At 55.2% G+C, this 24576-nt stretch carries 22 protein-coding genes and 3 pseudogenes; 9 read left to right on the top strand and 16 right to left on the bottom strand.

Features of this window, described 5'->3' with window-relative positions:
• Positions 1-5: 5 nt before the first annotated feature.
• The 4 genes and pseudogenes from J5289_RS28530 to J5289_RS28515 form a co-directional block, all read right to left on the bottom strand.
• Positions 6-305, bottom strand: coding sequence for an integration host factor subunit beta (locus J5289_RS28530; protein ID WP_219276692.1), 300 nt, complete (start codon positions 303-305; stop codon positions 6-8).
• A 93-nt stretch (positions 306-398) separates the two neighbouring features.
• Positions 399-2522 (bottom strand): annotated as a pseudogene (locus tag J5289_RS28525) (lactate dehydrogenase); the annotation flags it as partial.
• A 122-nt stretch (positions 2523-2644) separates the two neighbouring features.
• Positions 2645-3088 carry a VOC family protein gene (locus tag J5289_RS28520; protein WP_209207838.1) on the bottom strand — a complete coding sequence of 148 codons (444 nt, stop codon included), beginning with the start codon at positions 3086-3088 and terminating at the stop codon, positions 2645-2647.
• Positions 3089-3169: 81 nt separating this feature from the next.
• Entirely contained in the window at positions 3170-3754 is a 585-nt protein-coding gene (locus tag J5289_RS28515) for a recombinase family protein (RefSeq protein ID WP_209207837.1), read from the bottom strand.
• Positions 3755-3907: 153 nt separating this feature from the next.
• On the opposite strand from J5289_RS28515, the pseudogene J5289_RS28510 reads away from it, so the two are divergent.
• Positions 3908-6731, top strand: a pseudogene (locus J5289_RS28510) (Tn3 family transposase).
• On the opposite strand, the gene trpD reads toward J5289_RS28510, so the two are convergent.
• Positions 6688-7773, bottom strand: coding sequence for an anthranilate phosphoribosyltransferase (gene trpD, locus J5289_RS28505; RefSeq protein ID WP_209207836.1), 1086 nt, complete (start codon positions 7771-7773; stop codon positions 6688-6690). The pseudogene J5289_RS28510 and the gene trpD sit on opposite strands and share 44 nt — an antisense overlap.
• 421 nt (positions 7774-8194) lie before the next feature.
• On the opposite strand from trpD, the gene J5289_RS28500 reads away from it, so the two are divergent.
• Positions 8195-8899, top strand: coding sequence for a DMT family transporter (locus J5289_RS28500; RefSeq protein ID WP_209207835.1), 705 nt, complete (start codon positions 8195-8197; stop codon positions 8897-8899).
• An 86-nt stretch (positions 8900-8985) separates the two neighbouring features.
• Here J5289_RS28500 and J5289_RS28495 read toward each other — a convergent pair whose 3' ends face one another.
• The gene (locus J5289_RS28495) at positions 8986-9858 is read right to left on the bottom strand and encodes a LysR family transcriptional regulator (protein ID WP_209207834.1); all 873 of its coding nucleotides are present in this window, start codon (positions 9856-9858) and stop codon (positions 8986-8988) included.
• An 84-nt stretch (positions 9859-9942) separates the two neighbouring features.
• On the opposite strand from J5289_RS28495, the gene J5289_RS28490 reads away from it, so the two are divergent.
• From J5289_RS28490 to J5289_RS28480, 3 genes are all read left to right on the top strand, one after another.
• Positions 9943-10248 carry a YciI family protein gene (locus tag J5289_RS28490; RefSeq protein ID WP_247750811.1) on the top strand — a complete coding sequence of 102 codons (306 nt, stop codon included), beginning with the start codon at positions 9943-9945 and terminating at the stop codon, positions 10246-10248.
• Positions 10229-11023, top strand: a complete 795-nt coding sequence (locus tag J5289_RS28485) for a sulfite exporter TauE/SafE family protein (protein ID WP_257625548.1) — start codon at positions 10229-10231, stop codon at positions 11021-11023. The genes J5289_RS28490 and J5289_RS28485 overlap by 20 nt, the downstream gene beginning before the upstream one ends.
• A gap of 153 nt (positions 11024-11176) precedes the next feature.
• Entirely contained in the window at positions 11177-11929 is a 753-nt protein-coding gene (locus tag J5289_RS28480; RefSeq protein ID WP_209207833.1) for a carbon-nitrogen hydrolase family protein, read from the top strand.
• A gap of 43 nt (positions 11930-11972) precedes the next feature.
• Here the strand turns inward: J5289_RS28480 and J5289_RS28475 are convergent, their stop codons facing one another.
• Together J5289_RS28475 and J5289_RS28470 are read right to left on the bottom strand one after the other, a co-directional pair.
• Entirely contained in the window at positions 11973-12404 is a 432-nt protein-coding gene (locus J5289_RS28475) for a DMT family transporter (protein WP_209207832.1), read from the bottom strand.
• Positions 12405-12407: 3 nt separating this feature from the next.
• Positions 12408-12875 carry a DMT family transporter gene (locus J5289_RS28470; RefSeq protein ID WP_209207831.1) on the bottom strand — a complete coding sequence of 156 codons (468 nt, stop codon included), beginning with the start codon at positions 12873-12875 and terminating at the stop codon, positions 12408-12410.
• Positions 12876-13058: 183 nt separating this feature from the next.
• On the opposite strand from J5289_RS28470, the gene J5289_RS28465 reads away from it, so the two are divergent.
• Entirely contained in the window at positions 13059-13952 is an 894-nt protein-coding gene (locus tag J5289_RS28465) for a LysR family transcriptional regulator (RefSeq protein WP_209207830.1), read from the top strand.
• Positions 13953-14065: 113 nt separating this feature from the next.
• Positions 14066-14569, top strand: coding sequence for a maturase (locus tag J5289_RS28460; RefSeq protein ID WP_209207829.1), 504 nt, complete (start codon positions 14066-14068; stop codon positions 14567-14569).
• An 89-nt stretch (positions 14570-14658) separates the two neighbouring features.
• On the opposite strand, the pseudogene J5289_RS28455 reads toward J5289_RS28460, so the two are convergent.
• From J5289_RS28455 to J5289_RS28425, 7 genes and pseudogenes are all read right to left on the bottom strand, one after another.
• A pseudogene (locus J5289_RS28455) lies at positions 14659-15690 on the bottom strand (IS66 family transposase); the annotation flags it as partial.
• A 69-nt stretch (positions 15691-15759) separates the two neighbouring features.
• Positions 15760-16113: an IS66 family insertion sequence element accessory protein TnpB gene (gene tnpB, locus J5289_RS28450; RefSeq protein ID WP_209207828.1), complete on the bottom strand. Its 354-nt coding sequence runs from the start codon at positions 16111-16113 to the stop codon at positions 15760-15762.
• Positions 16110-16496, bottom strand: coding sequence for a transposase (locus tag J5289_RS28445; RefSeq protein WP_209207827.1), 387 nt, complete (start codon positions 16494-16496; stop codon positions 16110-16112). Before J5289_RS28445 ends, tnpB begins: the two co-directional genes overlap by 4 nt.
• A 448-nt stretch (positions 16497-16944) precedes the next feature.
• The gene (locus tag J5289_RS28440) at positions 16945-17763 is read right to left on the bottom strand and encodes an alpha/beta fold hydrolase (RefSeq protein ID WP_209207826.1); all 819 of its coding nucleotides are present in this window, start codon (positions 17761-17763) and stop codon (positions 16945-16947) included.
• 510 nt (positions 17764-18273) lie between these two features.
• Positions 18274-20037 (bottom strand): virA/G regulated protein, encoded by a 1764-nt coding sequence (locus tag J5289_RS28435; protein ID WP_209207825.1) that lies wholly within the window; start codon positions 20035-20037, stop codon positions 18274-18276.
• Between the two features lie 130 nt (positions 20038-20167).
• A complete protein-coding gene (locus J5289_RS28430) occupies positions 20168-21670 on the bottom strand; it encodes a VirE2 family protein (RefSeq protein WP_209207824.1) in 1503 nt (500 codons plus the stop codon).
• A gap of 7 nt (positions 21671-21677) precedes the next feature.
• Positions 21678-21872 (bottom strand): hypothetical protein, encoded by a 195-nt coding sequence (locus J5289_RS28425; protein ID WP_209207823.1) that lies wholly within the window; start codon positions 21870-21872, stop codon positions 21678-21680.
• 423 nt (positions 21873-22295) lie between these two features.
• Here J5289_RS28425 and J5289_RS28420 point away from each other — a divergent pair, with 423 nt between their 5' ends.
• Together J5289_RS28420 and J5289_RS28415 are read left to right on the top strand one after the other, a co-directional pair.
• The gene (locus tag J5289_RS28420; RefSeq protein ID WP_209207822.1) at positions 22296-22991 is read left to right on the top strand and encodes a conjugal transfer ATPase VirC1; all 696 of its coding nucleotides are present in this window, start codon (positions 22296-22298) and stop codon (positions 22989-22991) included.
• Positions 22992-22993: 2 nt separating this feature from the next.
• A complete protein-coding gene (locus J5289_RS28415) occupies positions 22994-23599 on the top strand; it encodes a VirC2 family conjugal transfer protein (protein ID WP_209207821.1) in 606 nt (201 codons plus the stop codon).
• Positions 23600-23619: 20 nt separating this feature from the next.
• Here the strand turns inward: J5289_RS28415 and J5289_RS28410 are convergent, their stop codons facing one another.
• Positions 23620-24345, bottom strand: a complete 726-nt coding sequence (locus tag J5289_RS28410; protein WP_209207885.1) for a response regulator — start codon at positions 24343-24345, stop codon at positions 23620-23622.
• Between the last annotated feature and the right edge of the window lie 231 nt (positions 24346-24576).

Genomic DNA, 24576 nt, shown 5'->3' with positions numbered 1-24576 from the left:
AGTCCTCATGTTCGACCAAGCTTCCCGTCATCGTTGAGCCGCTCCCTGAGTTCCTTGCCGGCGCGGAAGAACGGCACCCACTTCTCCTCTACGAACACCGCCTTGCCGTTCATGGGATCTCGGCCCGAACGGGCCGGGCGATGTCGCACGACAAAGATTCCGAAACCTCTCAGTTCAACCCGTTCCCCCCGTTCAAGGGCAGTCGCTATATCATCGAGGACGGTATTGACGATCCGCTCCGTATCCTGACGGTAGAGGTGTGGATTGCGCGCGGCGATAACATCGATAAGTTCGGATCTGATCATGGAGCTTTTGTAACGCATCTGTTGCGTTTTGGAAGATCTGCCCATGACTTCGATCGAACCGATCATGGGAAGAAGCGAGCACAAGCAGTGGGTTCAAGCGGCGAAGTCTCCAGCTTCGGAGTTATCGCTGACGGAATTGGCCAGCGCTTCTTCAACCTCGAACAGTTGGCGACGTTTCTCCGCCAGCTCCTCGGCGAAGGCAAACTCTCCGCCCTCGCGGGAACGATAAGAGGCAAGTCGCCGGTGAGCCTCTTCAAGGCGATGGCGATAGCGCTGTTGCTCGCCCTCGAAATCGTCGAGTGCATGTTCGAGACGCGAAATCGCACCAAGCGGTGTGACCGTCACATCAAGGTCGATTTCGTAGTCGGCGCCAGTGCGTTGGAGCAGGGCCTGGAAACGGTAGCCGTCGCCCTTACCGAAGCTCTCGCCGTCATAGATGAGATCGAAGCCGCCAATTGTGCCAAGTGCGACTTCTCCTTCCTGGCGAAGCTGCAGAAGGGTGAGGATCTCTTTCATCAGGGCGCGTCCGGCAATCTTCCGCTCGTTGTAAACCTCGCCGACAACCGTCATCGCGAAGACATCGCCAGCGGTTGGAACAAGCCGTTCGATATCCTGGCCGATCTCGCCGATGCGCCGCGTCGAGACTTCGATGTCGCGCTCGGCATCCCGGATCTGCCGCCGGACCGCATACTGGTCATCCTCATGCGCGGCGCGTAAGCGCTCCAGACGGGCGATATCCGCTTCGAGCCCCGCCTTTTGCATCAGACGTTCGTCGCCCGACGCGATGGCCTTGGCCATGGCGAACTGGTTGGCCTGTCCCTCACCCATGTCTTCCAGCCAGCGGATCGACGTGTCGCCCGAAAGTGCTGCTGTGATAAACCGGGCCTTTCGCTCATTGTTTTGCCACATGCTGGCATCACGTGACCCTTGCGTGGCATAGGCGAAGATATCGATCTCGTCATGCTGATTGCCCTGACGCACGATGCGGCCCTCGCGCTGCTCGATCTGCGACGGCAGCCAGGGCACATCGAGATGGTGGAGGGCTTTCAGCCGGAGTTGAGCATTGACGCCGGTGCCCATGGTTTCAGACGAGCCGATCAGGAAGCGGACTTTTCCGCCGCGCACGTCGCCGAACAGCCGCTGTTTGGCTTCCGTCTTCTTGTAGTCCTGCATATAGGCGATCTCCGCCGGGGGGACGCCCATGCGGATCAGCTCGTCGCGGATCCAGCGATAGGCAGAGAAGCCACGCGACTTTTCGGCATTGATGGTGCCGAGATCGGAAAAGATCATCTGGGCAGCACCGGGAAGCTCATAGGGCTTGCCATCGGGCCGGACATGGCTGTTGTCCGACGTTTGCTGCCAAATCCGGAAAACATTCTCGACCAGGAGATTGAGCTTGTTGTCGGGCTCATTGTTGTTATCGACATCGACCAGCCGCAGATCGATCGCCGCGTGGCGGCCATCGGTGATGACAGAGAGCAGGATATCGTCACCAGATTTCGCGGGTCCTTCTCGCTGCTCGATCGCCTTGATGCGCGCGTCGAGGATGGTCTGATAGTTCTTGAAGGCCTGGGTTGGCTTCGCGGTCACGATCTGCCTCCGGCCGGTCGAAATGGCCGGCACTTTCACGTACCGGCGCAGATCGTCCGGCATCACGACATCGGCAAAGCTGCGGAACATGGCGATCAGTTCCGGCACGTTGACGAAGCTGGCAAAGCGGCTGACGGGCTTGTATTTGCCGGAAGGCTGGATCTCCAGCGCCGTCGTGGTGTCTCCGAAGGTGCTCGCCCAGGCGTCGAACTCATGCAGTCCGCGCTCACGCAAGGCTTCGTGCCCGAGCAGGCGCTGGATCGAAAACATTTCGCCAAGCGTATTTGTGATCGGTGTGCCCGATGCCAGCACGAGCGCCCGGCCGGGGTTCTTCGTCTCGATGAAACGAGATTTGACGAACAGATCCCACGCTCGCTGCGAACCATTCGGGTCGATGCCCTTCCGCGTCGACATATTGGTCGCGAACGACAGCTTGCGGAACTCCTGCTCCTCGTCGACGATAATCTGGTCCACGCCGATTTCCGAGGTGGTGAGAAGATCATCCTTGCGGGTCACAAGCGCTTCGAGCCTCTCCTGCAGTCCTTCCTTCAGGCGTTCGAGCCGCTTGCGAGATACCCAGTCATCGCTTTCGACCCTGGTCATCAGGTCCTCGAACAGCTCCAGTTCGGGGTCGGAACAAGAGCAGTTCAGAATCCTGCTCTAAGGTCGAACGGAACGAGAACTCTCTCATCTTAATTGGGTCGGTTCCAGTTGGGGCAAATGAACCGTATACGGAGCTACTTTCGCCATCAGCGACCATGAGGTATTTGCTCAAGCTCAAGCACGTTTCCCTCCACATCGCGTGCATAAGCGATTAGATACGGCATCCCTGGCGTCCCAAAATCTATAATCTCTCCGATCTGCGCCCCTCCCGCTTCGATGATCTTAGAAAGGGTGTCGCGAATATCTTCCATCTGGAACGCTAAATGTCCAAAGCCGGGTTCGTTGACCCTAGGCTGATCACGATGATGGGTAGTCGTATGTTCGTGTATCTCCAGAAAAGGCCGCTCCAGTTCCGGGAATTTTAGCCAGATCGTACGAATTTCAGAGTTTGGGAGCCCATTGCCTCGCGAAACGTTTTCACCAGACAACGTCTTCAATTCGCGAAGAACATTGCACTTCATGACGTTCACATAGAACGCGGTCAGCACTTCCACATTGCGGGCAACTAAGTTTATGTGAGCAAGTCTCATGACGTTTGGCATCCTGCATTTGGAGGGCCATGCCTGGTTCCGCCAAAGCCCACCAGAAGTCTGCTTCGGGCCCGACTGCGTTCATCTAGCAGAACGCGTATCTCTGATGCGCATAATAGTCTGGCGGCTGGTTGCCAGCTTTCTGGCAACGGCTGAAACACTTATCCCAATCGCGAGATCATCTCGGGCATCCTGTTTTTGCTTCTCGCTCAGGATAGATGGGCGGCCGAGAACTTTTCCTTCGGCCTTGGCCCGCTTGAGACCGGATTGCGTCCGCTCGATGAGAAGATCGCGTTCGAACTGGGCAATGGCATTGAGAACGTTCATGGTCATCGTGCCAGCCGAGCTTGCGAGATCGACGCCGCCTAGCGCAAGACAGTGAACTCGCACGCCGTTTTCGGATAGTGCTTTAACGGTTGAGCTAACGTCGATGGCATCGCGGCCTAGACGATCGAGCTTGGTCACGATCAGTACATCACCGGATTCCAGCCGGTCCATGAGCTTGATGAACCCTCGCCTTTGCGCGATGGCCGTGCTTCCGGAAACCGTCTCGGTGATAATCCGCTTCGGTTCGACGTGGAAACCAGCGGCCTGGATTTCCTGAATCTGGTTCTCGGTGGTTTGGCCCGTTGTCGAGACGCGGGCATAGGCGAATGTGCGTGGCATGGGTCAATTCCGTCCGAATAGGCTGTCGAGAATATCTCTGATGTTCATTAGTATGTCAATCTAATTTGTGGACAGGTCGTTTTCCCCCTGTACGCAATCGAACCTTTGCGTACAGGGCAGTTCCGTTGGGCATCCGAATGTAAGGAGTGGAAAATGGCCAAACGGAAACTGCTCAAGGCGCAGGATCGGCAGGCGCTTTTCGACATCCCGGCCGACGAAGACAGTCTGATCCAGCATTATTGCCTTTCACCAACGGACCGGCTTGAAGTCGTGGTTCGCAGACGAGAGCATAATCGACTCGGGTTCGCGGTGCAGCTTTGCCTTATTCGTCATCTCGGACGCCCGCTTTTATCCAATGAACGTCCGCCCCAAGCGATGCTCAATTATATTGCCGAGCAGATCGGAGCCGATCCGGCTTCTTTCGATCTCTATGCCCATCGGGAGGAGACACGCATGAACCATGTCGCCCATCTGTTGGGCTATCTGGAAATGAGAAGCGCAACGGCGGAAGACCGACGCGTAGCACTGCTGTCGGCAATTGATGCAGCCTCAACGACCGACAAGGGAGTGACGATCGCGACCGCCGTCATAGCCGCGTTCAGGGAGCGTGGCGTTCTTCTGCCCGTCCCGAACACGATCGAGCGGATGGGATTGGCGGCGCGGGCCATTGCCAGGCGGCGTGCCGAAACTGACTTGCTCTCCAATCTCGATCCGGAAAAGCTGCAAATGCTCGATAGATTGTTGGATGTCGATCCCGCGATCGGCCATACGCGCTTTCACTGGCTGAAATCTTCCCCGGAGGCTCCCGGAGCGGTGAACCTGGTCGGACTGACAGAGCGCATTGCGTTCCTGCGCACGCTCGGGATCGAACCTCGCTTACAGGCTCGCATCTCTTCCGGACGGTCGGATCAGATGGTGCGGGAAGAAGACGCCACGCCGGCTTGGCTTGCCAGCGACTTCAACGCCGATCGTCGGCGCGCGATGATCGTGGCGCAGATCGTTAGGCTCGGCCAGAAGCTCACTGATGATGCGGTGATGATGTTCATCAAGCTGTTGGGCCGCCTGTTCTCTCAAGCCAACAACCGGAAAAAGCAACGCCATATGAATTCCCGCCCGGAAACATCGAAGGCGTTGCGACTGTTCCTCGACACGATCCTTGCCTTGCAGGTGGCCAACGATAACGATGCCGATCCTATGATGATATTAGATAGACGGGTGGGCTGGCACAGGCTGCTTCAGATCAAACCTGGTCTCGAGGCCATGGTGGAAACCAACGACGAGCCGGCATTGATGATGGCGAGCGAGCAACACGCACCCGTACGCAAATATGCCGGGGCCTTTCTCCAGACATTCGCATTCCACTCTCGTCGGCGACACGACCCACTGCTTGCCGCGATCGCCACCTTGAAGGCACTTTATGCGAAGGGGCGGCGCGTGTTGCCTGTTCGTGTTCCGGTCGCCCATCTGACGAAATCGGAGCGCGAGCTTATCTTCGAAGACGGAAAGCCAGATCGGCCTCGGTGTTCAGAGCGATGGAGCGGCGTGGCTGGCCGAAGTACGGGAGATGATGGACTTCAATCTCAAACAGCTAGCGCGGCGTGCCCGGTACGGAAAGCTTGAAGGTGTCAGGCTCGAAGCCGGAACCTTGATCGTGACGCCGCATGTCAGCGACGTGCCCACGGCAGCCAAGGATCTGAAAGCTGAAATCAGTGAGATGTATCCTCTGATTGATGTCCCCGACCTGTTGCGGGAAGTGCATGAGTGGACAGCGTTTGGCGACCAGTTCACCCATGTCCGGACAGGGGATGCACCGCAAAATATCGCCGCCATGCTCGCCGGCGTTCTTGCGGACGGCACCAATCTTGGGCCGAAACGCATGGCCGGTGCGTCGAAAGGGATCAGCGCTCACCAGATCGGCTGGATGCGCAGCTTCCACGCTCGCTCCGAAACCTACCGGCTCGCGCAGGCCTGCGTGGCCGATGCTCATACGCGTCGCCCGCATTCAAAAATCTGGGGCGACGGCACCACCGCCTCATCCGACGGGCAATTCTTCCGCGCCAGCGACCGGGCCGCCAGGCGCGGCGATATAAATCTGCATTATGGTAGCGAACCGGGCATGAAGTTCTACAGCGCCCTTTCCGATCAGTACGGATACTTCAGCATCCTTCCGATCAGCCCGACCGAAAGCGAGGCAGTCTATGTGCTCGATGGCCTGTTTGATCACGACACGGTCCTCGATATCGAGGAACTCTTCACCGATACCGGAGGCGCCAGCGATCAACTCTTCGGGCTTTTCCCCATAGTCAACCGGCGTTTCTCTCCCCGCTTGCGCAATCTCAAGGATCGGAAATTCCATACATTCGAAAAGGCCGATACCTATCCGGTGTTGGCCAAGCACATCGGCGCGCCGATCAATACCGATCTCATCCTGGAGCACTGGGATGATCTCTTGCGGCTGGGCGTCTCGATCACGACGCGCACCGTTGCGCCATCGACGATCCTCAAGTGGTGCTCCACGTCTTCGAAATCCAGCGCCCTCGCCAAAGCGCTCCGCGAGCTCGGCCGCATCGAACGCACCCTGTTTATGATCGAATGGTATTCGAGCCCGGCACTTCGCCGGCGTTGCCAGGCCGGTCTCAACAAGGGCGAGTCAGCTCATAAGCTCAAACGTGCTGTCTTCTTCCACGAGCGCGGCGAAATCCGCGACAGATCCTATGACAGCCAGGCCTTTCGAGCTTCCGGACTCAATCTGGTTGTCAGCGCCATCGTTCATTGGAATACTGTCTATCTCAGCCGCGCCGTCGCCCACTTGCGCCAGCGAGGCCGAAACATCGAGGATGAAGTCCTTAAACATGTGTCGCCGCTCAGCTGGGAACACATCAATCTCACCGGCATCTATTCCTGGGACGCCGAACAACGGATGCCGGAGGGCTTCAGACCGCTCCGAACTCCCGGCCATCTTCTCCGGGCCGCATGATGTTCGCCGCCGTATGGGTCCATCGCCTAAAGTCATCCAGCTTCTCGATAGCCCTGCCGCTATCGATGCTGTTGCCAGCCCAGGCTAACCCCTCTTCGAAAGAATGGGCCAACCCACCGACAATGATGGCCGCCGCGGCATTGAGAACAACAATCTCTCGTGCGCACCCTGAAATCTGGCCGTTAAGGATTCGAACCATCTTCGAGGCGTTAAATGCCGGACCCTCTCCATGCAATTCTTCCCAATCAATTTTGCCAAACCCGAAAGGGGTCGGATCGAATTGCACTGTGGTGATCTTCCCGTTCTTGAATTCGCTGATCTGGGTGGAACCTTCCGTGGATATCTCGTCCAAGCCATTGTGGGCGGATACGGCCATGACGTGCACCGCTCCGAGACGGCCTAACGTATCTGCGACAACATTGGTGTACCGTCGGTCATAGATACCAATAACCTGACGTCGAGGCCTGGCGGGATTCGACATTGGGCCAAGCAGATTGAAGAAAGAGCGGATCCCCGCCTCTCTCCGGCTCTGAATGACGTTCTTCATCCCCTGGTTAAAGGAGGGCCCATGCATGAACGCGAGCCCTATAGCATCAAGGCATTCCGAGACCTGTCTTGGATCGCTGAGGTTCCTCCCTCCGAGCGCTTCTAACACGTCCGAACTGCCTGATTGACTGGAAACTGCGCTGGTACCGTGCTTTGTCATAGGAACACCAGCGCCGGCCGCAACGAACATAGCTGTGGTCGATATGTTGAAAACGCCTGCGCTTGGCCCATCACCTCCGGTGCCACAGACGTCCACAACGTCAAGGTCTGGTGGCGTTGCAACGGGTATCGACGCTGCGCGGTAAGCACGCACCATTCCCGCCAGCTCTTCGGCTGTCTCTCCCTTCAGCCGCATCCCCATCATGATGCAGCCCAGTTCAACAGGCGAAAAGTCCCCCTTTATAAGAGAACACATCATCGATTCCGCTTGGTCCGCGGATATATCATGGCCTTCAGAGAGCGGCCTGAGAATTGAAGCAAGTGAGAATCTAGTCATGGAACGCTCCTCTTGGGGAGCCGCCGTGACCGGATGATGGAAAAATTCGACCATACTTTGCCAGCTCACGGCGGCAAATGGTCAAATTCAATAGATGACGACTGCCGCTCCTAAACGGAGCGCCACCAAATGCTAAAGCTGATATTGGTCAGGTCGATCATCTCCCATTGAATGCCACACAAAAATGGATTGCTCAAGAGGAGCCTCATGAGCACGGCTTTTAGGCTTGGAAGAGATCGAACCATTGCGACTTCCCGACAAACGTCTCAAATCCTTAGGATGTTCGCTGTCCGTTCGTTCTTAGCGCAGGATTTCTAACTGCTCTTGTTCTGACCCCTAAAACACCGGGGAGTGACGTAAGGATTTCCATTGCTGTGCGTCATGCCCGTACACGACAAATGCCACGCGTTCGCGTTCCGCGATGTCGAAGACTTTCTGCGTGCTGCGCCTAATAGCCGGTTCATCATCCGGCTTCACGCTATATAGTGTGTTTCTAAACACGGGTCAGACGACGGTCTCCGTCGGTGCGGCCAGCTTCATTGAAAACGTCATTCCCATTTTGACGGCCTTGCTCGCCTGGATTTTGCTTGGGGAACGTATCAGACTGGTCGGCTGGCTGGGTTTTCTTGTGAGCTTTACCGGTGTCAGCATAATTGCCATCAACCAACCGGGCGGCCTGACTTTTGGGGCCGGCTCTACATTCATTCTACTGGCGGCGCTGTGTTCAGCCGTCTACTTCGTTATGCAAAAGCCGCTGGTGCCGATTTACGGAGCACTCCCCTGCACAGCCTACACTATGGTCTTCGGGGCGCTGTTCCTCCTACCGTGGTCGCATGACGCAGCCACGGAATTAATGCGAGCTTCGCCTTCGACGATGATCGCTATAACAGGCTTGGCGATCTTCCCAACAATCGTCGCCTATCTCGCTTGGAATTATGCCTTGGGTGAATTGCCTGCCGGAGTGGCCGCAAACTTCATCTACCTGATGGCGCCGTTCGCAACCTTACTCGCCTTTATTTTTTTCGGCGATGAACCGCCTATGGCAACACTAATCGGCGGAGTTATGACAATGCTAGGGACGATTATTGTGGCCGGATGGGGAAACGCTTCATCGCAAAAATCTTGATTTTACGCCAAACTTTACTCAGACCAAGAAGTCAGACGAAATTCGGGATTCGCAAAACCCGGTTCCTTTGCAACCATGGATACGAGTTACACCTTCCGGATCGACGCCTCTACCCAGGCAAGGACCGCCGCTATGCGCGCGAGGTGACGCAGATCAGGATGGGTCAACAACCAGATTTCGCGTTCAGGAAATGCCGGTCCATCGTGATGTATGCGCCTTAGGCCCGAAATCTGATCTGCCACCATACAAGGCAGCAGACCGCGGCCAAGCCCAGCTTCGACGCCTTGAAGCATCGCCTCGGCATCATTGACCGCAAGGGGCGAACGTATGCCGTCCTCCTCCACTGCTTTCGCGATCCAACGGGCCTGCGGCAAATGTGCCATTCCCTCCTCATACGTAAGCCAGGGTAGTTTTTCCGTGCCGGCGTCAACATCGTTTGCGACATAGGCTGCGTAAGTCAGTGTGCCTATGCGCTTGGAAAGCACCCTACTGCCAGTATCGTCGGTGGGCCTCGCAAGTCGAAGCGCAATGTCGGCTTCGCGCCGGGTGAGATTGAGATCACGGGATTTCGCGATCAATTCGACGCGTAGCTGTGGATGCTGGGCCATCAGGTCAGCCGCGGCAGGCACCAAGACCCGGTTGATCAGAAGCGGGACGGCCGTCACACGCACCGTGCCGCTGGCTAAGGCATCGGCTCCCTGCAGCGCTTCCGTCAGCCCACCAAGCTCGGCCTCGACGTTCTCCGCGCGCCTCGCCGCCATCTCGCCGGCCTGGGTTAGACGCATACTCCCGTCCGCGCCGCGCTCGAACAGAGGCACCCCAAGTACTGTTTCAATCGCCCGCAATCGGCGGGAGACCGTGGTCGGGTCGACACCAAGCTGACGCGCGGCTGCAGCCTGTGATCCTTCCCGCATAAGAGCGAGGACATACCGAAAATCATTCCAATCGAGTGCCTGCATTTTTGCAGTCTATCCCGGCAAGAATTCGGCGTGAAGCGGTAAAAATGCCGCTGTAAGGTGGCCGCATCGCAGGGAGATACGATCATGCTTTTCGCCGTTCTGTTTGAAGATGATGCCAACCGCGCGGACGATATCCGCCGACAGTATATGCCCGCCCACCTCGACTTCCTGGAACGCAACGCTTCCCTTATCAGGGCAGCAGGTCCGCTCAGGGATGTCGACGATACTCCGACCGGGGGCCTTTGGGTGGTGCAAGCCGATGGCCGAGAGCAGGTGGAGACCCTTGTGCAAGAAGACCCATTCTGGACGACAGGTTTGCGCCGCTCCGTACGGTTGCTTGCCTGGACGCAGGTCTTTGCCGATGGTGTGCGTGGCGGGAGACAAGAGTAGGATGGCGACCATTACTGATCTGGTTCTGGCAAACCTGTCCGCGCCAGAATTTCTGTTTCTGCTGGCATCGGCTTTCGTCGCCGGGCTCGCAAGGGGCTTTTCCGGCTTTGGCGCCGCCCTGATCTTCATGCCTTTGGCGAGTGCCGTCATTGGTCCTCAGTCAGCCGCACCGCTTCTCCTGATCATCGATGCAGTGACCGCAATAGGACTTATTCCGGACGCATGGCGGCGCTCAGATCGCCGCGACGTCGGGATGATGGCCGTCGGAGCGGCGATAGGCGTTCCACTCGGTACTGCTGTGTTGACGATGATCGATCCTCTCGCGGTGCGATGGATCATCGTTTTGGTTGTCGTGGTGCTCCTCATCCTGTTGGTCTCTGGTTGGAGATACCACGGTCGACCATCTGCTCCGCTGACAATCGCTGTCGGCGCAGTTTCCGGCATGTTCACCGGAGCCGCCCAGATCGGTGGGCCGCGGGTGGTGGTCTACTGGCTGGGTGGGTCGATTCGGAGTACGATCGTACGTGCAAACATCGTGTTGTATTTCGCGATCTCCACGGTGCTGACCGGAGCGAGCTATCTTATTGGCGGCTTGATTACCGAGTCGGTCATGGTGCTCGCGCTGACGACGGGGCCTTTTTACGGATTGGGCCTATACCTCGGGTCGCAATTTTTCGGCCGAGCGAGCGAGGGCGTTTTCCGATGGATTTGCTATGGTCTTATCTCGGCAGCAGCCGTATTCAGCTTGCCGGTCCTCGACCAAATCATACGATAACGAATTCGCGGAATCCCTAATTTTGCAGCGTGGCTGATCGGGTAATCACTCATGTGTAGAGCGAAAGCAATATAGTAGAAGGAGGCGGCGTTTTCATTGGCGACCGACATACATCGTCATAGAACACCGATCTACAAATGGTGAGGATAGTCGATGCGTGTAGGATTTGTTGAGTGGCCGGAAAACTTGATTGCCGACAGCGATCAGTGGCTTAGTTTGAAGAAGGATATCTCAAAGGCCGATATCGATATATTAGTCACGAATGAATTGCCTTTTGGCCCCTGGATTGCTGCAACTCCGGAGTTCGATCCCGAAATGGCTGAACACAGTATTGAGTGTCATCGGGCCGGCGCAGCGGCACTCGAAAGGTTACATATCCCCGCGATCATTTCTTCGCGGCCAGTTTGGGAGGGGGAACGGCTTGCTAATGAAGCCTTTTGCCTTGAAGGGGGACTGATAAAACACCTCCACACAAAGCAATATTTTCCCGCAGAGTCGGGCTGGTACGAGTCGAACTGGTACGCGACACAATCACGCGAATTCGAGCCAGTCGTGGTGTGCGGTTTATCCGTAGGGGTGCTTCTCTGCACGGAAGTGATGTTCAACGAACATGCTCGCCATTATCGCAAGCAAGGCGCGGAGTTGATCGTTGTCCCGAGAGCCACGGGAAGAGCCGTGAAGGTTTTTCTAACTGCAGGCGCGATGGCCTCGATTGTTTCAGGCTGTTATGTCATCAGTTCCAACCGCGTGGGACAAGGATCAAATGGGCCAACATTCGGGGGTAAAGATGGAGACTTAATCGACATGACTTCTCCGGAAACACCGCTCGTGGTTGTCGAGCTCGAGATCGCCTCGGTCAAAGACAAGCAGAAGAGCTATCCGTGTTATGTGAAGGAACTCGTTTGATATCGCGATAGCCCTAGTTTTTGGAGACCATGTCTTAAATTCGCTACTTCTTTCCACTGAAAGCCGCCATCCAAACGCCGGTGACGATGATGGAGGCCCCGGCAAGAGCGGCAATAGTCGCCTCTGAAAAAGGCCGGCTCAGGCTGTCGATCCCCACGCTGGCGAGCATCTGCGCGGCCACGACGAAGCTGGTTGTCTTGCCAGCCCCCAGCCTTGGAACTGCGTGACTGTTGAGCGCCACGAAGGCAACGCCGAGGATGCCACCGAGCCAGGCCACCGTAGGCGCCGCCGGCTCTACCGCCATAGAATTTCGGAACATCGTGGCGATGATCAACGACAGGAAGATGAAGCCGACCGCATGCGCCCATAATGCGGTGCGGATCGCCCCGACCTTCTGCCCGAGGTGCCCGTTGATGACCCGGCTCATAGCGATCAGGACACCGTTAAGAAATGCGAGGCCGATCAATGTCAGCATTGTTCAGCTCCTCGCCACGATGATGACCATGGTTCCGATCAGAACCAGAGCAAACCCTATAGTCTCGCGGAGTTGCGGTTGCCGGCGCGGTAGACGGAAGAACCCGAAATAATCAGCGCACACGCCAAACCCCATTTGCCCGACCAGCAACAGGGCCAAAGTGCCCGCAAGACCGAGAGCGCTGTTGACCGTGATTGCTGCGAGCAAAACGGTGAAGGCCCCCGGAATGCCGCCAAGATAGGCCCATAGCGGCCAGCGATGATGCGGCACGCTTACGATCGTTTTCTTGCCGCTAATCGACAGGATGAGGACGAGGGCCATGCTGGCGACTGTCCCAACGCCGTGCGCCGTCCATGATGCAAAGAGCGGAGAGCTGTGCCGGGCAAGCTGGCTATTCCAATCGGTCATGACCGCCAGCACGACGCCGGCGACCAGCGCGAGCAAGATGGTCCAGTCGATGGGCCTCTGCATTATTCCGGCATCCTTCTGACGCGGAAGGCCCGGACACAAATGGTGTCAAGATTCCTTCTTATTCTCGCACGTCCTCATTGCGAGGCGCGGATGTTCCCCACGATATAGGCTTCACTCCGTCCGCGAAAGGTGCTGGCTTTCCGGTCGATGCGGACTATTCTGTCCGTAAAGGAGTAGTGTAATATGGAGAATTTGGGCGGCCTGAAGATATTCGTGCGGGTGGCGGATACCCTCAGTTTTGTGGAGGCCGGCCGCCAACTCGGCCTTTCTGCCTCTGCGATCGGAAAGGCTGTTTCTCGCCTTGAGCAACGAATAGGCGCAAGGTTGCTTCACCGGACCACGCACAGCGTTAGCCTCACAACGGAAGGTACCCTGTTCCTCGACCGGGCGCGGCGTATCCTTTCCGAAATAGAGCTGGCGACGCAGGAACTGTCGGAAGCCGGGCAGAACGTTCGTGGCCCGATGAAGGTCAGCCTGCCCACATGGGCGATGAGCTTCCTACCGATCTTTCGGCGTTTCACGCAGGTCTATCCGGAGGTGCGGCTGGAACTCGATTTGAACGATCGCCTGGTGGAAATTGTCGGAGAGGGCTATGACCTCGCCATTCGAACCGGCGAGGTACGCGACTCCAGCCTCATGACTCGTATCGTAGGGCGCTTTCGACACACCATCATTGCCGCGCCGTCATATCTTGCTGTTCACGGCATTCCGGCCGCTCCTGAAGATCTTCTCAATCACCGTTGTCTGCATAGACGGCACCCTAAGAGCGGATTGATAGACGCTTGGCCGCTTGCTAGGGATGGCGTCAATCTCGATCTGGACCTGCCCGTTGCAATGGTCACAAACAGTGTCGAGGCCCGAATAGAGCTGGCAGAACAGGGAGCGGGCTTCGCCTGCGTGCCCTCGATCGCGGTCAGCCGTCGCATCGAGGATGGCCGCTTGCTGTCGATCCTGGAGGGAAATATGCGGGACGCTGGCGTGTTTCGGCTTCTGTGGCCGGCCGGGGCTGCCCCCTCGCGCAATATCCGTCTATTGGTCGATTTCGTATCTCAGGAGACTGTGTCACAGAAATTCTAAGTTTCGCGACAAAATCGGCGACGCTGATTTTTCAGGGGAATTTCTGTCGCAAAAGTCATGTGCGAGAGTCCAGCTTACGGGACTGACTTTTGCGACAAATCGGAACGTCAAAAATGGGGTGGCTACTGGGCAAGCGTTTCGAGCGGTATGGGCTTCGGCTACATCCTGACAAGACGCGCTATGTGGACTTCCGTTTCCGGCGCCCTCATGGGCAGCATCCGGCAACTAGTGCCACCAGTTTCAATTTTCTCGGCTTCACCCATGTCTGGGGCCAGTCGCGGAGAGGCAAGCCGGTGGTGCGGCAGGTCACGGCCAAGGATCGGTTTGCGCGGGCCTTACGGACAGCCAGGGATTGGTGCATCAAGCATCTGCACCTGTCGCTCACGGTTCAGCATCGACACCTGACCCGAATGATGCAAGGCCACTACGCCTACTACGGGATCACGGGCAACGGACGACGTCTGACGTGGTATCACCATCAGGTCGAGCGTATCTGGAAAAGCGGGCTCTCGCGCCGCAGCCGATCTGGGAAGCCGAACTGGAATCGGATGGCCCAGGTCCTTGACAGATTTCCCCTGCCGCCAACCCGGATCGTCCATCAATGGAGCCGTACCTGAGCGAAACTGGACCGTGAGGAACCGGATGCGGGAAATCTGCACGTCCGGATCTGTGAGGGGCGGGGCTTGGTAACGACCCCGCCTACTCGGCAATAGGCAAGCCGAATGCCCGGTCCGACACGCTCTGGCGCGATCAGCCTGTTGTATCCGGCATAGCCATCCACCTGCAGGACGCCGGAAAAGCCCTGCAATATCCGTTCGGCATGAATGCCTCCGCGACCGGGCGCGTAGGTGAAGGCAACACCTGGCAGATCACCGCCGCCCCATGGGCGATCATCCCGTGCCAACGCCCAGAAGTATCCGGTCTTGGTTTTGCGAGAGCCTGGATCAAGAACCGGAGCACGCGTCTCGTCCATGAATAGCTTGGTTGAGCGCTTCAGCTCAGTGATCAGCGCATCGAAGACGGGAAGCAGCTCATAGGCTGCTCGACCGACCCAGTCGGCGAGCGTGGACCGGTCGAGATCGACGCCCTGGCGGCTCATGATCTGGGCCTGCCGATAGAGCGGTAGATGATCGGCATATTTGGAAACCAGCACATGGGCGACGGTGGCTTCCGTCGGTACCCCGGCTTGGACAAGCCTTGCTGGAGCTGGAGCCTGGACGACGCCGTCAGTGCAGGCACGGCACGCATATTTGGGGCGACGGGTGACAATGACGCGGAATTGGGCCGGAACCACGTCCAGCCGCTCGGAGACATCCTCGCCAATGCAATGCAGGCATCCGCCACAGGTGCAGATCAGGCTTTCCGGCTCAATCACGTTTTCGACACGGGGGAGATGCTTTGGAAGGGAGCCGCGATTGGTCGCGCGTGGCTTGGTAATCCTCTTTCCGACGAGAACGTCTGCCTCATCCTCTGCATGGATCGCGGCCATGGCCGTTTCCAGGTCTTCCAATGCCAGATCGAATTGATCGGGATCGGTCTTTTCGGACTTGCGCCCGAAAGCTGCCTGCTTGAACGCCGCGACCAGCTTCTCAAGCCGTTCGATCCGCTCGTCTTTGCGAGCGATATGCTCGTCCTTACTTGCTATCGCAACGTCCTTGGCCGTCTCGCGTGCCTGAGCTGCGATCAGCATCGCCTTCAGGGCAGCAACATCATCGGGAAGATCGGCGGCGTCCAGCATAGCTGGAACCTACCAAACTCTGTGCCGATTTGCCTTCGGAATCTGTTGTCCTGAGTCATCTTGCCGCAGCTATTCGATGGTCTCCGGTGTTCTCGTCCTGACGGCATGAACCCGCCGCCAATCCAGGCCCGCAAACAGGGCCTCGAACTGGGCATGGGTCAACGTCATCAATCCATCCTTGATACCGGGCCATGTGAAGCCATGCTCTTCCAGCCGTTTGTAGGCCATGACGATCCCGGAGCCATCCCAGTAGATCAGCTTCAACCGGTCCGCCTTGCGTGACCGGAACACGAAGACCGTTCCGGTGAACGGGTCCTTGTGCAGTTCGTTCTTCACTAGCGCCGCCAAACCGTCATGACCCTTTCGGAAATCCACGGGTTTGGTCGCCACCATGATCCGCAGGCGGTTCGACGGAAAGATCATGTCGCTGCCACCAGGGCGCGAGCGATGGCAGCGATCCTGGCAGCAGACGCACCTTCCTCAAGACGGATCGTGATGGGACCGAGGACGATCTCGGGGCGACCAACCGTTTTAGGCTGCAGTTCCGGAAAAGGGGGATCGACGATCACCGCCGCGAACTCTACCGCATCCTCCGGTGCTGGCAGGATCAACTTGCCCTGCCGCGCCATCGTCCGCCAGGTAGAAAGACTATGCGCACGCAATCCATAGCGCTGCGCAACTTCATTGACCGTCGTGCCAGGCCTCAGGCTTTCCGACACGATCCGCGCCTTGACCTGATCAGGCCAGCGTCGGTGAACCTCACGTCCAGGCTTGCTGGTTGTGAGAAACTCCAGTGTAGTCTCCATGGAGAAACTCCCGTTCTTCATCCATGGAATGTCGATCACAGATCAGGCGGAAGCGAGCAATGTGGGAGCAGAACGCCGGTTACACTTAATCATGAAGTATAGGGTGGAAGAAGTGACCAGTGGATGGAAAATATTCTTGCGCAACGGGTGATCCCGATGCCAACGTTGGCACTACGTCGCAATGTCGAGCTTGATCGAGTTCAGACTGACATTGCATTCCCAACGTAACTGTCTACCTCACCGGCTGAGGCGAGCAAATAAGTGACGATTGGTCATCTTTGGCCTTAATCCAACGATTTGATATCGCGCTCACCAGGAAGTCGCATCGCCGGCGTGTGTCTGCCTAGAAGGTTCTTAGCAGACAAAAAAGCAGATTTCCCGCTGTATCTCGTCATACTGAGATCTAGCCCATAATTGGTGCGCGCACTAATTACGCGCACCAGTTTAATCACGCGAGAAACTCGATCAGGTCTTGGTTCAAGCGATCTGGCACCGTAGCAAACAGGCCGTGAGGCTCACCGTCATACTCAATCAGCTTTGCTCCGGCGATACCCTTTAATGCGGCACGGCCTGTAGGATCAATTGGCACCGTCTTGTCGCCCGTCCCGTGTATGACGAGTGTGGGAACCGTGAACGCGGCGAAATCCGGTCGGAAGTCCGTCTTGCTAAATGCTTCGACGCAGTCAATTGTGGCCTTTGGGCTTGCCATGACGCCAAGAACGAAGGACCAGTCCAGTACGCCGTGGCTCACCGGGCTCGTTACGAAGCCAACCCCGTAGAACGTTTTGGCAAGGCTTTGCAAGAAGTCGAAACGATCCTTGCGAATGTCCGATTTCATGCTTTCAAAGACGCTGGCATCGACACCGTCAGGATTGGTCTCATCCTTAAGCAGATAACCTGCAACTGAGGCGACAAGAACGACCTTCGATACTCTCAACGCGCCATGGCGTGAAAGATAACGGGCGATCTCCCCGCCACCCATGGAGAAACCGACTAAGGCTACGCCCTGAAGCTCAAGCCCATCGATCAACGTGGCAAGGTCATCGGCGAAGGTATCGTAAGTGTAGCCGGTGGCTGGATGTCCTGACTGACCGAAACCACGACGGTCATAGGTAATGACTCTGAATCCCGCTTCCAAAAGAGCCACCGTCTGGTATTCGAACATGTCGCCGGTCAGCGGCCAGCCGTGAATCAAGATAATAGGGCGGCCTTGACCCATGTCCTTGACATGCAGCTTCGTACCTTCTTTTGCTTCGATGAATGCCATCTGGTGACTTCCTTGATGATGCAGTCAGTCAAGCCTGCCAAAGCCTATATTGTTCCTCGACAGAGAGCCCATCACTTCGCACGCTTCAAGAACACAGGCGTCGACGCCGAAGTCGTGACGATCATGCAGCATTCCGCAGGGGCGGTATCATCAACGGTCTCTGCGCTGGATATCCGCATGGCGGACGCCGCGCGCATGTACTTGGTAAGAAGGCACGCATAGAGTAGACAATACTTGGTATACGCCCACATCCTTCCGCGTTGTCGATCATCAGAATGTCGTCCTGAAAGAATTCGACAACCCGGTTGTCGGACGCGAAATGCAATACCAGGCGCTGGAGATGGAGCGGCTAGCGAGGTGGTCCGGTTCGTCTTCGTTGATGCCGCCTGAGCAATCAGTCGATATCATGACTATTCTCGATCTGATCCGAAACCAGATCGGACTGGTCTGTCCGTTGGAGAATAGCCCTTAATGTCTGCCTACTGACCAATTTCCCGCATTGTTTCGATCCTAGCGACAGTTTGCGGCGCTTCTGTCTCGATTAGCGGATCGGTTAAGGATATCCGATCTTGCATCTGATAGAGATTGAGGTAGCGGCGCATTGACCACTTCTCTCAGGAGAGCCTGTTTTTCTGTTTCCGACATCGTGTTGCTCTCAGTGTTAAAGTTGAAACGCAGTGTTGGTGGCTCTGACATGCTCGGTTCACCAAACAGAGCCTGGAGATCACCGGCACCATGTAAAGAGACAGATGTCGAGCGGTCTTCAGCCGTGGCGCTTTTTTCGTCAGTCGTGGTGGATTTCGCCAGATTATCGTCTGGTTGGATCGGCCTGAGCATCACGGGAGGGTTGTCGGTTAAATGTCTCTCGAAGTTTTTTTCTTCCAGAGGGTTAAAGACAACAGGCAAAGGCTGATACTTCAGAATGTTTGCCAACTCGTGTTCCTGCGCAATCTTACCAACATCAGTAGATTGTAACAAATTTGAATCTCGAGCGGGTGATGGCTCACCGAATAGCAATTGCGCATCGAACGTTTTGGGGATCGGCCACGAAACGAGTTTTTCGTGTTCAAGACCAGCAGAATCGGGCGTTTTGGTGGCTGGAACGTACTCCTGAATGGGTGCGGTCGGTTTATTCAAAGGAGAGTTGGACAAAGCGCTCTCGGTATGGCCCTTTTCCGCTGGATGTCTCAGAACATCTTCAAAACGTTCGTTCCAGGTCTTCATGTGTTCGGCAAATTGCTTCTCACGCAAATGCCAATCATTCGACTCAAGCTTGCTTAGATTTTTGTATCTGCGTTGGACAGTCACCCCGAGGAATGTGTGTGATTCTCTTTTTACGTCCTTGTTGATGTAGTCGACATCATGCTTATAAAGCTTCCCAAAAGTATGTTTTGCCCGTTTCAGCATCCCAGTGTTTGGATCATATACCGCCGAGCGCTTGTTGAAGAGCCTCCTGTGGCTCAATATATCACGGGCAACTTCCTTTCCGTCATGATCAAGCAAAGACCGATGTGACTTCGAGAATGCCCCCCCCAGCTTGCGACTGTACGTCTCAGATGTTCTACGGTCCCCGGCTTTGATCTGCCTCATGGACGAAAAGGAGCTGTTTCTGCTGACAAGTTCAAGATTGCCGTTGTCATCACGCTCGAAAGTCTCCGACTTTCCTCCTTTTCGCCGAGTGAGTTTTCGATAAAGACGGTTGTCAGCGCCACTTCGGTAGGGCGCACTCATTTCCTCCGAAACAGGTCGGATAAATGCGCTTCCAAGACGCCGCTTGTTGACGTACCGTGTGCGGATCATCTGACCGCCTTCTCTTTCCCAGTCTTCGAGCACGCGTCCGCGCAGGTCTTTCTTCTGCCTTGCCTGTAACTTCCCATTGTCGTCGAAGACATAGCTGCTGCTGCCACGGAAGCCTTTTCTTTGATAGGATTTCAGGTCGATTGCCCCCGAATGAAGGTTGCGCTGAAAAACCGTCCTGATTTTTCGCACTACACCGTGCTCACGGGTCAATTCGCCCTCCTTTTCGACCGAAAGCCGCTTATTTCCAAGGCGCTTATAGCTTATTTCTCCCCGAAAGGCCCCATCGAGCCGGTCCATCAACCGAAAGTCGGCGGCGTATTTTTCTTGCTTTCCAGATGTCTCGAAACGAGAGCGGAGGTCAATTGCCTTTTGTTCCACCGCCAATGCCACCTGCCTCTGCTCAAAGGCGCGCTTGGCAGATCGCCTCTTTCCCAACGCGCCACCCGGAACAGCTTTTTTGCTTATACTAACCATGACGTAGCCCTTTCATGAACAGGTGGACACGATAAACGTCCGATGAGGGACCACACGAGAAAAGGCAAAAGTTGCATCTCGTGTGAAGACAACATCCCTGCTTCACCGCAATCAGGATAACACTAGTGTGTTAGAGACTGTTGATAGACGACCCGCGAGGCCGCTCTTCCAGGTTTCGCCTGCTATCGCGAATAGGACGAAGAGCTGGCTCAGGTCTGGTGGCCCCATGTGAATAAGTATTCGGGTTTATGCTGATGGCCTGTGCAGCATCATCTGGCAATCTCTGTTTTGAACGCTTATATTCCAGAAGGCTGGTATAGTTTCCTGTTCGCTGCCCGTTGTCATTCCGATCTGCCACGAAGATTTGCTTTTCTGTAATTGATTTTCCTTGTTCCTCGGTCAAGGTGCGAGCATCGTGCAATTGGGGACCGATAGAGACGAGCACGGGTGGCTTCAAGTGGTTTTCTTCGATCTGCGTCTCCAGGCTTTTGCTTTGTAGAGCCATTGAGCGTGGCAGATTGACCTGCTCCAGTGCCTTCTCAAAGTATTTGGGATCCGCATAGTGAACCTTGCCAGGCGCCATATAATGGTTTCCATCGCGCGCAAGAAGTTGGACCCGGTCCCAATACTCACCTTTTTTCAATGCCTCTGCCCAGGGGGAGCCGGGAGCGCTTTCCATCAAAAACTTGACGCTGATGTAGCGATCTGGCGTCATCCCTCCCTTCCCGTCATTGACCCTGCCGATATTGACAACAGCAAGCGGTAACTCCCTATTGTGGGCACGGTTCTCTCCTGCAAACTGCCCGAAGCGGATGTCGGCTTTACCGGCTTCCCAAGCCTCAAGATAGTTTGAGTCATGCATAATGCCGGAAACGGACCGCAGCTTTATTTCAGTTTCTGGCCCGAGCGCCTGCTTGATGTGACTTTCAAATTCTGAGAAGCTTTTGCCAGTAAATTTGTCTCCGCTGAACCGATTTACAAAATGTACCACATTCTGCTTGGTTTTGATCATGATATCCGGCAGTTCTGAACCGGCTTGAAATGGGTGTTGATATCTTTTCTCGACTTCTCTGGGCCCATTCGACGTTTGGATAAACCGGTCTTCCGGGTTCTTTATCTTGTAATTTTTACCGAGAGCTACGCTCCTGTCGGCTTCATAAAAGATCTTTCTGCCTGTGATGCCCATGGCATCGTGTTCTCGGTTCCAGATCGCCAACCTTGATTTCCAACGCTCGCTAATGCTTAGCCCATCAGGAACTTCGATCTTGTTAAATGCCAAGGGTGCCGGGTAGTAATTTCCGGCCTCGTCTCGATAGAGGCGGCAGCTAGCATCGAATTCACCCGGTGTCGGCATGGTCGCAAGACTGCCCTTGGCTGTTCCGACGAATTTGCCAGGAGCAGCCTTATTCACCAGGATATACTCATCGTCACGCCTACCGCTGTCTGGCAAGGGCGCATCTAAGGCAAATTTAAGATTTGCATCGACAACTTTGGGATCTGTGACGTTCCCGAAGGACGAACTTGAGGGTGCGTCCGGCATTTCATGATCGTCTTCAGTTTTGACAATCCCTAGCTTGAATCGCTTCCGGCCACTTGCCTCGATATCATCCTCAGGGTTTTGGGAGATCGGCATAGCTTTATCACCCTTGCTTGTTGGAGTTGTCAGACGGGACGGGGCACCGGCGAATAAATTTTTCAAGCCGGATCATTTCACGATCTTCCTCAGAAAATCCGCTTTCTTCTTCATCCAAATCATCACTAAAGATAGTTTTTTCTGTTTCTGTGCCGTTGGGATGAACTAATAAAACATCGTTGTCACTAAGGTTGAATTTCAATTTGGATCTCCTTGAGCTTCATTACATCTACTGATGTAATAATAACAAAAATGAGCTGATTTTCAGATTATATCCTGTTTTTCGATGTTTTGAATTTTTAAAAGACTTCAAATGTAACAGATCATGCTCACTGTCACTGGTCGTTCACGCTGCCGCATGTCATTTTGAGGCATCCAGCGTGTGCAGGTGTCGCCGCTTTAGCGCGATGATCCGATCCAGAGGCACCTGATGCATCACAAGAGACATACAAAATAATATAGGATACAATTTTAAATTTTCTAAGCTCGAAAGACTATAAAAACAAAATTCAAGCTACAGATGAAATACAAAAGCAATCGTTCCGAAATAAAAACGACACACACCTGGGATATTAGCGGTTGATAAATCTAGACTACCTTAGAATAACGAAGGTGAGGGAAGGAAATGAAGCTTATTACATGTTGTTCATTTAAAGGAGGAGCGGGAAAAACGACGGCGCTCATGGGGTTGTGTGCCGCCTTGGCCAGCGCCGGTAAAAGCGTAGCTTTGCTGGAAGCGGACGAAAACAGGCCACTGAGCCGCTGGAGAGACAACGCGCTGCGGAGCAATACATGGGATCCTGCATGCGAAATATTCATTGCCGACGAGATGACTCTTCTTGAGGAGGCGTATGAACATGCAGAGCGTCGCAATTTCGACTACGCCTTGGCCGACACCCATGGTGGCTCCAGCGAATTAAACAACACAATTATTGCGAGCTCGAATTTCCTGCTTATTCCCACCATGTTAACACCGCTGGACGTCGATGAAGCCCTAGCGACCTATCGCTATGTTATCGAGTTGTTGATAAGCGAAAAAATTACGATTCCGACAGCGGTGCTCATTCAGCGCATGCCGGTTGGACGCCTCACGACGTCGCAACGCGCGATGTCGGATATGCTGGAAAGTCTTCCGGTTCTTGCCGCACCATTGTATGAGAGAGATGCTTTCGCAGCGATGAAGGAGCGCGGCATGCTCCATTTGACGCTCCGCACTTTGGAGGCCGATCCGACGATGCGGCTGATTGAACGCAATATTCGGACCGCAATGCAAGAACTTCTGGATCTTTCCAGACTTGTTGTACAGGTTCTGGAGGGTTGACTATGGGAATTCGCAAACCCGTGTTGTCCCCCTCTGAAGCGAGACGCCTTGCTGCTTCGAGGATCATTGACGGCGATCCCGGCAAAGCCATTTTGCCTGTCGCTTCCTTCGTGAACAATACTGATGCGGACCATCGTGGAAATACATTGCAGGGCACAACATCCCAAAAGACGCTTCGGACGCGCTCTTCCAACCGGCTTGCGTCAACTAACAGTGCGGCTGATTTTGGTGGGGGCGGGAAAATACAAATATTCTTGTCGGCTTTCGTGCCGGCACAGGGGGTATCGCCAATATTCGACAGGTTGAGGCAGCAATATTCTCTGAAAAAGTCACTACAGATGATTATGCGGCGCGCTCTGCAAGACTACGAAGGACTCCTTGCCAACGGATCCTTTCGTGTCACCGCGAAAAGCTATCCAGTGCTTGGCAACGAGGTGGAACAATCTGTGCTCGTTTGCACCTCGCACATGGTTCCCATACCGTTGGTTCAAGTAGCCCGCACTTATTTTGATCCCCTGGGCCTTGAGACAGGGCGCTCGTTCGGCCGAAAGCTTGCGACAGCGGCACTGGCACATTTTTTCAGTCAGGAGAGGAGGACCGACCATTGATCCTCCTCTCCTGAATGGCTTCAGGCTGCCATCGCTCCGCCTTGAGAAACTTCCACATCCGCGTCGAACATGTACCCTGCACCCCGAACCGTTTTCACCAGCGAAGGATTAGCAGGGTTTGTCTCCAACTTCCGGCGCAGCCGCAATATGAGAACGTCGATGCTACGGTCGTATACCTCTTCCTCTCGCACGCGACATGCGAGCAATAGCTGCTCTCTGGACAAAACATCCCGTGGCTTTTCCAAGAAAGCGACAAGAAGATTGAATTCTCCCGAAGTCAGCTTGATCTCGAGGTGGTTCGAAGACGTTAAACGGCGTTGTTTCAGATTGAGCGTCCATCCATTGAAGTAGAAGCATCGCCGGTCTTTACAGCGGTGATTGCCATTATGACTGCGCAACGCAGCACGGATACGGGCAAGGAACTCCCGCGTTCCAAATGGCTTGGCTATGAAGTCTGTTGCACCAAGCTCCAGAGCGACAACTTTGTCGGCTTCATCAAGCCGGTCTCCACTGATGATGATGATCGGGACATCGGAGCTTGCGGAGAGTTTTCTAACGATTTCCAATCCATCCTCACGGCCAAGATTGAGATCGATAATGACAATATCGACCATGTCGGAATTCAGAACGCGGTTGAAGTGATTGCTGTCACCAACTGCCGTCACCCTGAAGGCATGCATCTTGAGATAGTCAATGATAAAGTGCCGCATCGCGGCGTCGTCATCTATGATAAGAACGTGTTTCAATAGATCACCTTTCAATGAAGTTTCCAGGGTGCTGCAATTATTGTTGAAAAATTGCTCCTGCACCTATTGCCATCTCATTTATGATCATTTAATACTTGTTACGCGACCCTCCTTACGTAGTATCCACGCTAAATTCCTGATCTTTCATGGCGAAAAGACGGCAGTGGCATTCGCCTTTAGTCGCATGGATCCATCGTCAACATTCTGACAAGGTTCCTTACCTCGTAGACG

The organism is Rhizobium sp. B230/85 (assembly GCF_019355735.1).
GTDB classification, from domain to species: Bacteria; Pseudomonadota; Alphaproteobacteria; order Rhizobiales; family Rhizobiaceae; genus Rhizobium; species Rhizobium rhododendri.
Note: the sequence above shows the minus strand (reverse complement) of the source record. Positions and strands in the feature narration are given on the sequence as shown.

Bases quoted from the DNA above. Each gene is read 5' to 3' on its own strand.
- J5289_RS28470 (WP_209207831.1), bottom strand. From the start codon at position 12,875: ATGCAGAGGCCCATCGACTGGACCATCTTGCTCGCGCTGGTCGCCGGC.
- J5289_RS28465 (WP_209207830.1), top strand. From the start codon at position 13,059: ATGGAGAATTTGGGCGGCCTGAAGATATTCGTGCGGGTGGCGGATACC.
- trpD (WP_209207836.1), bottom strand. From the start codon at position 7,773: ATGACTAGATTCTCACTTGCTTCAATTCTCAGGCCGCTCTCTGAAGGC.
- J5289_RS28500 (WP_209207835.1), top strand. From the start codon at position 8,195: ATGTCGAAGACTTTCTGCGTGCTGCGCCTAATAGCCGGTTCATCATCC.
- J5289_RS28435 (WP_209207825.1), bottom strand. From the start codon at position 20,037: ATGGTTAGTATAAGCAAAAAAGCTGTTCCGGGTGGCGCGTTGGGAAAG.
- J5289_RS28460 (WP_209207829.1), top strand. From the start codon at position 14,066: ATGGGGTGGCTACTGGGCAAGCGTTTCGAGCGGTATGGGCTTCGGCTA.
- J5289_RS28475 (WP_209207832.1), bottom strand. From the start codon at position 12,404: ATGCTGACATTGATCGGCCTCGCATTTCTTAACGGTGTCCTGATCGCT.
- J5289_RS28415 (WP_209207821.1), top strand. From the start codon at position 22,994: ATGGGAATTCGCAAACCCGTGTTGTCCCCCTCTGAAGCGAGACGCCTT.
- J5289_RS28440 (WP_209207826.1), bottom strand. From the start codon at position 17,763: ATGGCATTCATCGAAGCAAAAGAAGGTACGAAGCTGCATGTCAAGGAC.
- J5289_RS28515 (WP_209207837.1), bottom strand. From the start codon at position 3,754: ATGCCACGCACATTCGCCTATGCCCGCGTCTCGACAACGGGCCAAACC.
- tnpB (WP_209207828.1), bottom strand. From the start codon at position 16,113: ATGATCTTTCCGTCGAACCGCCTGCGGATCATGGTGGCGACCAAACCC.
- J5289_RS28530 (WP_219276692.1), bottom strand. From the start codon at position 305: ATGATCAGATCCGAACTTATCGATGTTATCGCCGCGCGCAATCCACAC.
- J5289_RS28420 (WP_209207822.1), top strand. From the start codon at position 22,296: ATGAAGCTTATTACATGTTGTTCATTTAAAGGAGGAGCGGGAAAAACG.
- J5289_RS28445 (WP_209207827.1), bottom strand. From the start codon at position 16,496: ATGGAGACTACACTGGAGTTTCTCACAACCAGCAAGCCTGGACGTGAG.
- J5289_RS28480 (WP_209207833.1), top strand. From the start codon at position 11,177: ATGCGTGTAGGATTTGTTGAGTGGCCGGAAAACTTGATTGCCGACAGC.
- J5289_RS28490 (WP_247750811.1), top strand. From the start codon at position 9,943: ATGCTTTTCGCCGTTCTGTTTGAAGATGATGCCAACCGCGCGGACGAT.
- J5289_RS28520 (WP_209207838.1), bottom strand. From the start codon at position 3,088: ATGAGACTTGCTCACATAAACTTAGTTGCCCGCAATGTGGAAGTGCTG.
- J5289_RS28430 (WP_209207824.1), bottom strand. From the start codon at position 21,670: ATGCCGATCTCCCAAAACCCTGAGGATGATATCGAGGCAAGTGGCCGG.
- J5289_RS28495 (WP_209207834.1), bottom strand. From the start codon at position 9,858: ATGCAGGCACTCGATTGGAATGATTTTCGGTATGTCCTCGCTCTTATG.